This window comes from Sporosarcina ureae DSM 2281, from assembly GCF_000425545.1.
GTDB classification, from domain to species: Bacteria; Bacillota; Bacilli; order Bacillales_A; family Planococcaceae; genus Sporosarcina; species Sporosarcina ureae.
Genome location: NZ_AUDQ01000011.1, coordinates 11,923 through 24,488 on the forward strand (window position 1 = coordinate 11,923; position 12,566 = coordinate 24,488).

15 protein-coding genes are annotated in these 12,566 nt (G+C 42.1%); 7 read left to right on the plus strand and 8 right to left on the minus strand.

Annotated elements, in window-relative coordinates:
- Positions 1-43: 43 nt before the first annotated feature.
- Genes H605_RS0111205 through H605_RS0111220 form a run of 4 tightly spaced genes read right to left on the minus strand, consistent with a single transcriptional unit; the run spans position 44 to position 2,742 of the window.
- Complete coding sequence (locus tag H605_RS0111205; protein ID WP_029054296.1) at positions 44-754, minus strand: hypothetical protein; 711 nt, start codon at positions 752-754, stop codon at positions 44-46.
- On the minus strand, positions 751-1,500 hold the full coding sequence (locus H605_RS0111210; RefSeq protein WP_029054297.1) for a hypothetical protein: 750 nt from the start codon (positions 1,498-1,500) through the stop codon (positions 751-753). Before H605_RS0111210 ends, H605_RS0111205 begins: the two co-directional genes overlap by 4 nt.
- A complete protein-coding gene (locus tag H605_RS0111215; protein ID WP_037561962.1) occupies positions 1,472-2,380 on the minus strand; it encodes an ATP-binding cassette domain-containing protein in 909 nt (302 codons plus the stop codon). Before H605_RS0111215 ends, H605_RS0111210 begins: the two co-directional genes overlap by 29 nt.
- Entirely contained in the window at positions 2,380-2,742 is a 363-nt protein-coding gene (locus tag H605_RS0111220) for a GntR family transcriptional regulator (RefSeq protein ID WP_037561973.1), read from the minus strand. Before H605_RS0111220 ends, H605_RS0111215 begins: the two co-directional genes overlap by 1 nt.
- Before the next feature lie 176 nt (positions 2,743-2,918).
- Here H605_RS0111220 and H605_RS0111225 point away from each other — a divergent pair, with 176 nt between their 5' ends.
- Positions 2,919-3,251 carry a DUF5658 family protein gene (locus H605_RS0111225; protein WP_051210563.1) on the plus strand — a complete coding sequence of 111 codons (333 nt, stop codon included), beginning with the start codon at positions 2,919-2,921 and terminating at the stop codon, positions 3,249-3,251.
- A gap of 119 nt (positions 3,252-3,370) precedes the next feature.
- Entirely contained in the window at positions 3,371-3,991 is a 621-nt protein-coding gene (locus H605_RS0111230; protein WP_051210567.1) for an MOSC domain-containing protein, read from the plus strand.
- Positions 3,992-4,043: 52 nt separating this feature from the next.
- Here the strand turns inward: H605_RS0111230 and H605_RS0111235 are convergent, their stop codons facing one another.
- Positions 4,044-5,090, minus strand: coding sequence for an NAD(P)/FAD-dependent oxidoreductase (locus H605_RS0111235; RefSeq protein WP_029054302.1), 1,047 nt, complete (start codon positions 5,088-5,090; stop codon positions 4,044-4,046).
- A gap of 122 nt (positions 5,091-5,212) precedes the next feature.
- Here H605_RS0111235 and H605_RS0111240 point away from each other — a divergent pair, with 122 nt between their 5' ends.
- The 4 genes from H605_RS0111240 to H605_RS0111255 all read left to right on the plus strand — a co-directional run bounded on the left by H605_RS0111240 (position 5,213) and on the right by H605_RS0111255 (position 9,025).
- Positions 5,213-6,007, plus strand: coding sequence for an ABC transporter ATP-binding protein (locus H605_RS0111240; protein ID WP_029054303.1), 795 nt, complete (start codon positions 5,213-5,215; stop codon positions 6,005-6,007).
- A 3-nt stretch (positions 6,008-6,010) separates the two neighbouring features.
- Entirely contained in the window at positions 6,011-6,943 is a 933-nt protein-coding gene (locus H605_RS0111245; protein WP_029054304.1) for an iron-hydroxamate ABC transporter substrate-binding protein, read from the plus strand.
- 70 nt (positions 6,944-7,013) lie between these two features.
- A complete protein-coding gene (locus tag H605_RS0111250; protein ID WP_029054305.1) occupies positions 7,014-8,021 on the plus strand; it encodes a FecCD family ABC transporter permease in 1,008 nt (335 codons plus the stop codon).
- Positions 8,018-9,025 (plus strand): FecCD family ABC transporter permease, encoded by a 1,008-nt coding sequence (locus tag H605_RS0111255; RefSeq protein WP_029054306.1) that lies wholly within the window; start codon positions 8,018-8,020, stop codon positions 9,023-9,025. Before H605_RS0111250 ends, H605_RS0111255 begins: the two co-directional genes overlap by 4 nt.
- Positions 9,026-9,068: 43 nt before the next feature.
- Here the strand turns inward: H605_RS0111255 and H605_RS0111260 are convergent, their stop codons facing one another.
- The 3 genes from H605_RS0111260 to H605_RS0111270 form a co-directional block, all read right to left on the minus strand.
- Positions 9,069-10,001, minus strand: coding sequence for a 3-hydroxyacyl-CoA dehydrogenase family protein (locus tag H605_RS0111260; RefSeq protein WP_029054307.1), 933 nt, complete (start codon positions 9,999-10,001; stop codon positions 9,069-9,071).
- Positions 10,002-10,072: 71 nt separating this feature from the next.
- Positions 10,073-10,723, minus strand: coding sequence for a 3-oxoacid CoA-transferase subunit B (locus H605_RS0111265; protein WP_029054308.1), 651 nt, complete (start codon positions 10,721-10,723; stop codon positions 10,073-10,075).
- Positions 10,724-10,738: 15 nt separating this feature from the next.
- Positions 10,739-11,434 (minus strand): CoA transferase subunit A, encoded by a 696-nt coding sequence (locus H605_RS0111270; RefSeq protein ID WP_029054309.1) that lies wholly within the window; start codon positions 11,432-11,434, stop codon positions 10,739-10,741.
- A gap of 115 nt (positions 11,435-11,549) precedes the next feature.
- Here H605_RS0111270 and H605_RS0111275 point away from each other — a divergent pair, with 115 nt between their 5' ends.
- Positions 11,550-12,416 (plus strand): LysR family transcriptional regulator, encoded by an 867-nt coding sequence (locus H605_RS0111275; protein ID WP_029054310.1) that lies wholly within the window; start codon positions 11,550-11,552, stop codon positions 12,414-12,416.
- The last annotated feature ends 150 nt before the right edge of the window (positions 12,417-12,566 follow it).

The following is a 12,566-nucleotide window of genomic DNA, read 5'->3' on the forward strand; positions in this document are numbered from 1 at the left end:
TAAATGCCACAAACAATGCGGCGTTTTACGCTTCAGTCTTTTTCTATTCAATCACATCTATATAAGTTCCATATTCATTTTCTAGCTCTGGAAGTTTCAGCACAATTGATTCGGGTACGATCAAGTGAATCGTCATAGATCTTGACACCGAACCTGAAGAATAACCATACGTTTTTTCCCCAGTGAACTGATTCAATATATTTGAATCATGATAAAACGTATACTGTATATTATTAAGTGGTTGTTTAGGTACAGTCATTAAATTACTTTCCCAAATCGGCAATGCACTTTCAAGCCGTTCTGTAACGTCATAATACACATCATTTTCGTCCCCTATATTCGCCATCAGTTCAGGGGTGTAGACGGTTTCTGTAATGGTATGGCTGTTGTCAGGTGTACGTTCGATTAAAAGATAAGCATTTGTGAAAGAGGGTATCACTAGTTCACCTTTTACTTTATGCGACCGCTTCGCCAAAACAAATTTTTCAGGAATCGGTGTCCCTTCTATTATTGCTGCCGGCAAATCAAACTCCACGTCCTCTACGTTTACTTTTGGGGGATTTTGATGTTCTACCTTACGTTCCATGACTTCCGCCACGACAAGACCAAGCAGCAGCAACAGAAGATAACCAAAAATGAAATTGCGATGAAACTTTTTCTTCAATCGCGTGCGCTTCATATTTTTCGTGAATATCACAATTAAAACTAGACCAAGCAGCAGCAACACAGGTATTAAAACCATAAAAATCATCATGGATTTCTCACCTCCAAACGGTTTGTCACAAAGAAGCTGATACCAAACAGTACGGAAACCGACACTACTACTTTCAAAATAAATAACAGAATCGATGTCTCTCCGTAGTAAAAGTACAATAAGCTTTCACCTTCGCCAACTGACAAGTTGATACCGAACGTGAAATACATAAACCAGATCAATCCAAACAAGACGATAAACAACTTGCTGAATTGTATTAAGGTTCCAAGTAAATACCCGATCATCATGAGCAACAATGTGTACGCTGTCATCACTAGAATCCGTGAGAAGAAATCAAGCGGCGATGTCAGTAGACCTGTCGTTTCTATGATGATATTGTCGCCGAACAGCGCGACAATTTTCATGACCGACCCGAGTAGCACTGTTGTTACACCGCCGAGTAATGCCGCAGTACAAATGAAATAGAAGTTCGCGAGCTGAAAGGTTAGACGATTCGTCACGAATGAAAAAGATTCATTGCGTTGGGCAGCCGATGTCAACAGGAATCCTACAATGAGAGCCCAGAATAATGTCAATCCTACCTGTCCGTCATTCGATATCGACGTAAAGTTGAAAGTTATACCCTCTCCCCAATCGTTCATGAAAGTAGATCCAGCGCCACTTATGAAAATAGTTCCAATGATCTGCAATACAATCAGTGTCGTAAATACGGCTCCGTTGGTACTCAATTTAAATAAATACTGACGCTTTGCCAATTCATTCACGCTCCATTGCGTTGTAAACATCGTCTACCCCTCCTGTCGTCTGGCCTGTCATTGCCAAATAGGCTTCGCTTGCAGATAGTGCCGATACGCGGATACCAGCCTGCTTCAGCTCATCCACTTCAGCCTCCGTATGCTCATTGTCAACAATCCATTCTGTCATCGGACCCGCATTCGATCGATGAACGACCCCGTATCGAGTCGCGTGAGATTTAAGCACACTCTCTTTAGCTTGAAGTGAGAGGAACTTTTCCTGCAGTTCCGTAATCGGACCATGAAAAGCAATGCTTTTCCCGTCGATTATCAGAATATCCTCCAGCAAGTCCTCCATTTCTTCCATATGGTGACTCGATAAAAGAATGGTTCGTGGATGTGCTAAATAATCTTTCAGAAGCGCCCTGTAAAAATCTCTTCGCGCTCCAGCATCCATTCCCGTAATCGGCTCATCAAACATGGTTAGTGGACAACGTGTAGCAATACCGACAACAGCATTGAATGTACTGCGTTTACCTTTAGACAGGACACGATGGTTCAGCGTCAGCGGTAATTTGAAGTACTCGAGCAGACGCATAGCCAGGTCCTGATCCCAATTTTCATAGAAGCGATCACATTCCATTAGTAAATCACCCAGTGTTAGCGCATCCGGAAAGCCCATCATATCGTCTATGAAAATCATGTTGGCAGAAACCTTAAGACTATTGAAGGGACGCTCACCAAACACACGAAGCTCTCCGTCTGACTCTTTTATGAATCCTGCGACCATCTTCATAAGTGTCGTTTTTCCCACACCATTACGTCCTACCAATCCCGTAATGACATTTTCACGGATCTCTAAATTTAACTGATTCAGTACTGTAATAGATCGATAGCTTTTCGTCACGTTTTTCAAAGTAATTGCTGGCATTATGACCTCTCCTTTCGCTCTGCCCGAATTAATTTAATGAGTTGTTCCTCTTGCAGGCCAAGCAATGCAGCTTCATTAAGTAGCTCCTGCACGAGACGACTTAACCTGCCGCTTTTCCGTTTCGTCAGCAGTTTCTCACGTGCATCAGCAGATACAAACGTGCCAAGGCCCCGTTTCTTGTAAATAAGTTCCGCATCAAGCAAAATCGTCAGCCCCTTCCCCGCAGTCGCAGGATTAATATTGAAAAGATCTGCCAGTTGATACTGTGAGTACACTTTATCGTCCGCTTGTAACGTACCGTCAATAATTTCCGTTTCTAACCATTCTGCAATTTGTATATAAATTGGCTTTTCTCCATCCATTTCAAGCAAGAACTTCACCACCTTAAGGTTACCTAGTGCATTACTGTTGTAATGTACTATACGCATTTTTATAGTATAATGCAAATAAAAATATAAATATTGTTGTGAAACAATGAATAAAATAGTCACTTACTACTCATCCTAGGTAACTACACTGTATCTAAGGAGCGAATAAAATGAATACAGTAAAGGACTTTCCTATTCAGCAAAACAGATTATTAAATGCGGGCTTTCTATTAGCTTGCTTATGTTTATTAGATGCCGTTTTCACGGATTATGGTTTACGGCTTGGTCATATAGATGAAGCCAATCTACTAGTAGCGTTTTTATATGAACAAAGTATTCCTTTGTTCTATGTAGTGAAACTAGGATTACCTTTGATACTTTTGTATATCGTGACAGTAAGTTCTTCAGGGATTGTCGTACGTATCGCTTTGACTACTGCATTATTCATTTATATCGCAGTACTATGCATGCATATCTTTTGGTTGATCGTGGTCGCAATCTAATATGTGCTTTAATTACCTCTTCTATATCCCGTGTTTATCGTATACTTAATGTATAATTACACGGAAAGAAGGGGTTATTATTGAACATTGAACCATCACTACGAACACTTTCTATTGGGATGCCGCGCACATTACAATCTGCTAATGGCGGAGAATTTTCTAGCGCTATTTGTAAACAGACTGCAAAAGAAGCATTTCTTTCTGTAGATGGTTTTCAAGGGGATGGAATTGCAGACACGAAGCACCATGGCGGTCCCGACCGAGCGGTCTGTATCTATCCAAGTGAACACTATGATCTCTGGCAAAGGGAATTCTCCTGCATGTTGCCCACTTCTACATTCGGAGAAAATCTGACAGTAGACGGGATGCTCGAGAAAGATATATGTATTGGAGATATGTTTACAGTTGGAGATGCAGTGATTCAAGTCACTCAAGGTCGAGTACCTTGCAGCACCATTAGTAAGCGCACTGGGTTGCCTGGTCTGATGAAAGGAATGGTCAACACCGGATTCACAGGATACCTATGCCGTGTTGTTAAAGAAGGAATTGTTCGTTCGGATTCTCCGATTACTTTGCTTCAACAAGACCCAAACCACGTTTCCATTCTTTATGCAAATGAAGTGTATTTTCAGCGTCCTAAAGATTTAGAAGGATTGAAACGGATATTGGAAGTCGAAGCACTAGCTGAAGAATGGCGCGATATGCTAACGAAACGTCTGGAGAAGCTGATGAAGATCTAAAAAAGGAACTAACCTACGATAATATAAATCGTCGGTCAGTTCCTTTTTTTGTTTATATAAGCTGTTTCACTAATTCTCGATTTCGTTCCTTGAAGAGTTCATTATGGGAAGATACCATGCCATTTTCATTTGCTTCGGGATCAATATAGATTTTGGCGCAGTTTACTGCATTCGCTGCATCCTGAAATGCCCCTGCAATTAAATGCAACTTGCCTTTGTGGCTCAGTACATCCCCTGCCGCATACATCCCCTCTATGGACGTAGCACTTGTGCAAGTACCCGCGATCTGTTTATGTTCCGTTAGTTCAACGCCAAGTTGCTGATCGCCAATTAACGAAGTATCGCGCGCGTAACCGTGATTAATGATCACTTCATCCACAGCTATCGTGGTAACTTTTTCTTCTTCATTGTGTCGCAGCTCCACCCTCTCAATTGAGCTATGATCTTCTGACGCTATAAATCGAGATATATTTGTATTAAAGTGACAGACCACACCGCTCTCCAAAAGTTGTCTTACTTGCGCTTCATGGCCGTTCAAATTCTCTTTTCGATAAGTTAAATATACTTTCTTAGCAATCGGCTGCAGTTCATTCGCCCAGTCAATCGCTGCGTTGCCACCACCTGAAATCAGAACGGTCTTCCCTTTGAAGCGTCCTAAAGATTTTACCGTATAGTTCAAATTCGACACTTCAAATCGTTCTGCGCCTTCCACCTCAATCTTCTGTGGATTCAAAATACCCGTACCTGTCGCAATTATCACGGTTTTACTATAATGAACAGTACCCGAGGAGCCATGTAATGCAAAGTACTTGTCTTCTGTCTTTTCGATCTTCACAATTTTTTCATTGAGTACGACTTCTGGGTCAAATGTTAATCCCTGAGCCACAAGCCGTTCAATTACTTGAGCTCCTGGTGCCGGGGTCATACCGCCAATATCCCAAATCATTTTTTCTGGGTAGACATGGATCTTTCCACCAAGCTGCTGTTGATATTCAATGATTTTCGTCTTCATTTCACGCAATCCACTATAAAATGCAGCATATAACCCCGCAGGTCCGCCGCCGATAATCGTTACGTCCAGTAGCTGATCTTGTCTCATTCCATCTTCTCCCTTTAAAATAATTATTGACATCGCTTGCATTTCAATTTATAGTTCTCATTGTAACGACATTGATAATCATTATCAATGATTATTTAGTAGGAAAGGTTTGATTTCACGAAATGGTTCGCTTGTATACAGATAATCTACAAGTTTCATACGATGATCGCCTGATTGTTAAAGGATTATCGGTTCAAATACCTGACAAGAAAGTGACTGCCATCATCGGAGCAAATGGATGTGGCAAATCAACCTTTCTAAAAGCCGTTACACGCTTAATTCCTCATCAATCAGGAGACGTCATATTAGATGGTGGGAATATCGTGAAACAAAGGACGAAACAGCTCGCACAAAAGATGGCTATTCTTCCTCAGACACAAGAAGCCGCCAGTGGTTTAACGGTTGGTGAATTGGTATCCTACGGTAGATTTCCTTACCAGAATGCAATGGGGCGTTTGACACCGCGTGATATGGACGTCATCAACTGGGCACTCGAAGTCACCAATACGACTGATTTCAAATACCGTCAAGTCGATGCATTATCCGGTGGTCAACGGCAGCGCGTTTGGATTGCGATGGCACTTGCTCAGGAAACAGATATAATTTTCCTAGATGAGCCGACTACTTATTTGGATATGGCACACCAGTTGGAAGTACTAGAGCTGTTGCAAAGGCTTAATGAAGAGCAGCAACGCACCATTGTCATGGTACTTCATGACCTAAATCAGGCAGCACGTTTTGCCGATTTCATCATTGCCATGAAAGATGGAGAAATTGTACGTGCGGGTATGTGCGAAAACGTAATACGACCCGACATACTGCGAGAAGTATTTCGAATTGACGCGGAAATCGGAACGGATCCAAGAACGGGCAAACCGTTATGCATCACATATGATCTACTAAAAGGAGACGAATAACTGTTGAAGAAAATTCTATTACCTGCCCTTTTGCTTATCGTACTTGCGTTAGCAGCTTGCGGCAATAAACAGGAAGAACCTGCGAAAGAAGATACACCTGCAAAAGAACAAGGAACAAGCGGCACGATTACTTATGAATCCGAAGAAGGTCCTGTGGAGGTTCCTGCAGACCCACAGCGTGTTGTGGTATTATCAAGTTTTGCTGGTACTGTACATCAATTTGGCGTGAATTTGGTAGGGGCAGAATCTTGGTCAAAGGATAATCCAAGCTTTGATTCATTTCTGAAAGATGTAGAAGAAGTTTCAGACGAAAATATCGAAAAAATCATTGAACTGGAGCCCGATTTAATTATTGGACTGAACACAATTAAGAACATTGATAAATTAAAAGAAATTGCACCTACTGTTACGTATACATACGGAAAAGTAGATTATTTAACACAACAAATCGAAATCGGTAAGTTATTGAATAAGGAAAAAGAAGCAACAGAATGGGTAGATGCATTTAAGGCACGTGCGAAGCAGGCAGGAGAAGATATTAAAGCCAAGATTGGAGAAGATACGACAGTTTCCGTCATCGAAGAGTTTGACAAACAAATTTACGTCTTCGGCGATAACTGGGGTAGAGGAACTGAAATCCTATACCAGGAAATGAAATTGGCTATGCCTGAAAAGGTCAAGGAAATGACCGAGAAAGACGGATATTACGCCCTATCTGCAGAAGTCTTGCCTGAATTTGCCGGGGATTATGTCATCTTGAGTAAAAGTGATACAGGAGATAATTCATTCCTGGAAACAGAAACATACAAGAATATTCCTGCCGTCAAAAATGATCAAGTCTATCAGGTAAACACAGCAGAATTCTCTTTCAACGATGCTTACACACTTGATAACCAACTTGATTTCTTCATCAAAAGCTTTTTAGGAACTAAGTAATCAAACAAGATGGGGCTCTTCTTCATTGAAGATCCCTTTTTTTATGACAAGAAAGGAGCGGATGAATAGAATGGATAAACCCGTTGGAAAAGCTATACCGTTTAGTTTTAAATTATTTGCTAGCACGATCCTTTTAATAATCAGTTTCCTATTTGCTATGAAGCTTGGTGCCGCTCACACTTCATGGCAAGATGTTTTACTTTCATTCACATCAAACCAAGAAGACAACATTCAGATCCTAAAAGAAATACGCTTTCCGCGTGAAGTAGGTGCCGTGTTTGTGGGTGCCGCTTTGGCCGTTTCAGGGGCTATCATGCAGGGCATGACGCGAAACCCTTTGGCCGATCCGGGATTGCTTGGACTGACTGCCGGGGCAAATGCCGCATTAGCTATTGCACTTGCCTTCATTCCAACTATCAACTATTTCGGTATCATGACAGCTTGCTTCATTGGATCGGCTGTTGGTGCGCTGATCGTCTTCGGTATTGCTTCCGCGAAGCGAGGCGGCTTTGCACCCATTCGACTGGTATTGGCAGGCGCAGCCGTCTCTACATTTTTATTCGCCATCGCACAGGGCGTTGGTTTGTATTTTAAGATTTCAAAGGATGTGGCAATGTGGACAGCCGGCGGATTGATTGGCACCTCATGGGGACAGCTTCAGACTATTGCGCCCGTCATCATCATAGGTATCTTCGTCGCACTCGTACTTTCACGCCAGTTGACATTATTGAGCTTGAATGAAGAAGTAGCGATTGGACTTGGACAAAATACATTGAAAATAAAAGTCATGTTGTTTATTGTTATTATTTTATTAGCAGGAGCTGCTGTGGCATTAGCGGGTAACCTAGCATTTGTCGGATTAATGATTCCACATATTGTTCGTGCAATCGTCGGAACAGATTACCGATTCATCATTCCCATTTCCGCTCTTTTAGGTGCAACTTTTATGTTGCTAGCGGATACTGTTGGACGAATGCTACAAGCACCGTTTGAAACGCCTGTTGCTGCATTGATTGCCATCATTGGCTTACCGTTCTTTCTTTTGATCGTACGCAAGGGAGGTCGAGCATTCTCATGATACATCCACGTATACGAAGAAAACAAAGAATTCTCGGAGTATGTTTAGTTGTTTTAATTCTCTTCATAACTATTCTCGCGCTTGGTTTAGGAGCTGCTTCTATTGAATGGAACCGGCTAGGCCCTACTTTCCTTGGCCAAGGCACTTTTAAAGAAGAGTTTGTACTGTTTTCTATTCGCCTTCCTAGAATCATCATTACGTTGCTGGCTGGTGCTGCGCTTGCCTTGTCTGGTGCTATTTTACAAGGTATCACGCGAAACGATCTTGCGGATCCGGGTATCATCGGTATTAATTCCGGCGCTGGAGTCGCTATTGCGGTATTTTTCTTGTTTGTACCGATTGAGGCTGGCGCATTCGCTTACTTATTGCCGTTAGTAGGATTTTTGGGAGCCACCATCACCTCCGTTTTAATTTATCTATTTGCTTACAGTAGAAAAAACGGACTACAGCCTATGCGCCTTGTACTAGTCGGTATTGGATTCTCGATGGCTCTTTCAGGTGTAATGGTCGTATTGACTTCTTCTGCCAAGCAAGAGAAAGTGGATTTTATTTCAAGATGGATAGCCGGGAATATTTGGGGAACTGATTGGCCTTATATTTGGGCACTTGCCCCTTGGTTGCTCATATTAATTCCTTTCGCTTTATTTAAAGCACACCGACTGGACATGCTCGGTTTGAATGAAGCTGTTGCGACGGGTATCGGCGTGTCGATCGAACGAGAGCGTGCAATATTATTGCTGGCCGCCGTAGCTCTAGCCGCTTCCGCTGTGTCGGTCACAGGTGGCATAGCGTTCATCGGGCTGATGGCGCCTCATATCGCCAAGTCCCTAATCGGCCCACGCCATCAAATGAATTTACCTATTGCTATTTTGCTCGGTAGCTTTCTTCTATTGCTAGCAGATACAATTGGTCGAAATATTTTGGAGCCAAGTGGTATTCCAGCAGGTATTATCGTTTCATTGATAGGCGCACCGTACTTTTGCTATTTACTAATTAAAAAATAAAAATGCCAGAACTACCCGCTTTGGGTGTTCTGGCATTTTCCCTTCATAACCCTCTATCTTGCTTCATATAACGGATCAGCTCTTTTTCTCGTGCAGTATTTATCTCCTCAGTAAATGTAGAATTCCACTCATAATACCCTTTACCTGTTTTACTGCCGAGTTCGCCCGCGTCCAATAATTCCTGCATACTTGTTGCGGATTGTTTTGCATTCGATAAGTCCTTATATAGATAATTCGATATGTCTGTGTATACATCCAAACCACCCATATCTGCTGATAGGAAAGGACCGGTGACAGGTAGTCTTCTACCGATACTATAAAGCACCGCAGCATCTATATCTTCTTTCGTCGCGATTCCTTCTTGTAGAATATGCTGTGCTTCACGCAATAAAGCGAATTGCAAACGATTTCCTACGAAGCCGGGTGCTTCCTTTTTTACTTCGATTGGCTTCTTATTTAGCTCATTCAGTAGTGCTATGGAACGTTCAACTGTTTCATCATTCGTTCTGGTTCCTCTAACTACTTCGACTAACGGAATTAAGTGCGCCGGATGCCAAAAGTGTGTGATGACTGTGCGTTCAGGATGTATTGTTAGATCCGCGATATCTGTCGGACTGATTGCCGAAGTATTACTTGCAAGAATGACGGACGGATCACAAAGCTGATCCAGTTGCTTGAAGATTTGTTGCTTCAACTCTAGACGTTCAGGCACCGCTTCGATAATGAACGTCGCATCTTTCACAGCTTCTTCTATTGTAGTTACTGTAGTTACTCTCTCTTTCACTAATTCCACTTCTTCAAACGCCAATAACTCATTATCCGTTAGCACTTTCAACTTACTTGCGATGCTTGCCTGGGCGCACTCGAGTACTTCAGCGGCTATGCCATGCATCGTCACATCGTATCCAGCCCATGCAACACTCAGTGCAATGGAATGACCCATTGTACCGCATCCTATGATCGCTATTCTTTCCATAAACCTACCTCCAAGTCTGTCATGTGAACGCAAAAGACGATACCTACAATAGAGGGTATCGTCAAAATATATTATCTAATTATGAAGTCTGGTGAAACCGTAAACGTTGCTTCTGTCTTACCTTTTACTTCGTCTATTGTAATACCAGCAGATGTTTCAACGAGCACCATGCCGTCTTCCGTGAAATCAAACACAGCCAAGTCTGTGATGAGTCGATCTACAACACTAAGTCCCGTTAACGGCAACGCACAGGTTTTCTTAACTTTCGATTCACCGTGTTTATTGACATGATCCATAATCACTACGACACGTTTTGCACCGACAACTAAGTCCATTGCGCCGCCCATTCCTTTAACGACTTTTCCTGGAATCATCCAGTTAGCCAAGTCTCCGCTCTCCGAAACTTCCATGCCGCCAAGAATCGCCAAGTCGATATGTCCACCCCTAATCATCGCAAACGATTCCGCACTATCAAAAAAGGATGAACCAGGGACTGTCGTAATCGTTTCTTTTCCAGCATTAATCAAATCTGCATCCTCTTGTCCTTCTACGGGGTAAGGACCGATACCTAGCAAGCCGTTCTCCGACTGCAATAAAACCGTCATCCCATCTGGTATTTCATTGGCGACAAGTGTTGGCATACCGATCCCAAGGTTAACATTCATGCCGTCCTGAATTTCTTCGACCGCACGTTTTACGATTGAATTTCGTGTTTCTGTCATGTTCATCTCTCCTTTTTACGCTTTTCTCACTGTTAAGCGCTCAATACGTTTTTCATAATCCGTTCCAAGTAAGACCCGCTGTACATAAATACCCGGTGTATCTATTTCTTCTGGAGTAAGTTCGCCAGCTTCTACGATTTCTTCCACTTCCGCAATCGTTATTTTTCCTGCCATCGCAGCAAGTGGATTAAAGTTCATTGCCGTCTTGCGGTACACTAAGTTTCCAAGGGTATCGGCCTTCCAAGCTTTCACAAGCGCAAAGTCTCCGACGATCCCTTCTTCAAGCAGATACGTCTTACCGTTAAACTCTTTCGTTTCTTTACCTTCTGCAATGGGCGTACCTACTCCTGTTGCTGTGTAGAATCCAGGAATTCCTGCCCCCCCCGCTCTAATTCTCTCGGCAAGTGTTCCCTGCGGACTCAGTTCCACTTCTAACTCCCCGTTAAGGAACTGCTTTTCAAAAGTCTTGTTTTCTCCAACATACGATGCAATCATCTTTTTAATCTGTTTATTCACTAGCAACCTCCCAAGACCTGCATCATCTACTCCACAGTTATTACTAGCTACAGTTAAATCTTTCACGCCACGATCCTGTAACGCCTCAATGGATTTTTCCGGAATACCGCATAATCCGAAACCTCCTACAATTAACGTAGCACCGTCTTGAATATCTGAAACCGCTTCCAAAAATGAATTCATTACTTTACTCATACTGTAACCTCCTCCGACTCTTTAGTAATAGTGTACAGATTTCTGACTTATATGTAAAATGAATATAGTGAATGAACTTTATTCTCAATATGCATAAATGAAAGGTTGGATGATCATCGAACTCAAAGACTTTCAAGCTTTTATACACGTAGCAAATCATTTAAGCTTTACAAAAGCCGCTGAATATTCCTATATATCACAGCCCTCTTTAAGTAAATCAGTGAAAAAACTTGAAGAAGAACTAAATGTCATACTTTTCAACCGTTCTACACGTAGCCTTCGAATGACGGATGCGGGAGACATTGTATATGAGCAAGGACAGCAAATTCTACAATTACTCGGAGAGCTTCCTGTCTTACTCGAAGAACTTGCCGAGGGCGTGTCGGGAGAAATTAAAATCGGCATGCCACCTTTGATTGGCACACTGTTCTTTCCACAGATTGCTAAAAACATTTCAAAGAATTATCCCCATATTAAAATCGAGTTGCACGAACTGGGTGCTAAAGTAGTAGAAGAGCTTGTAGATAAAGGTCAGATTGATGCTGGTATTATTGTGTTGCCGACTAATCAAGATGTTTTCCAGGTTCATCCTTTTATATCAGATGAATTCTTTCTGTTTGTCCATACTGATCATCCCTTTGCGAAACGAGATGCTGTTGCATTATCCGAGTTAAAAAATGAACAACTCATCCTGTTTTCTAAAAGCTTTGCCTTACATCGCTATATTATAGGCGCATGTAAAGAGGCAGGCTTTAATCCGACTATATCGTATGAAAGCTCCCAATGGGATTTGATCATTGAACTGGTGGCAGCCAAACTAGGTATCACGCTTCTTCCTCAATCCATCTCAACGAAGTTTACAAATAAAAAAATAAAGATGATTCCCCTTCAAGAGCCGCCTTTACTATGGGAGCTTGGCATCGTCACTAAGAAGAACAGTTATCATTCATTTGCGTTAAAAAAGTTTATGCAATTATTTTGAGAACAATTGAATTGATTCCTACAAAGAAGCGGATTGCATCAATGATCACAAGTACTGAGTGAAACGCGCCTACACCCTATCATGTTGTCAGCAAATGGAAATGCGTAACTGAATAAAAAAATCCAACCGGCATCGGTTGGATTTTTGTTT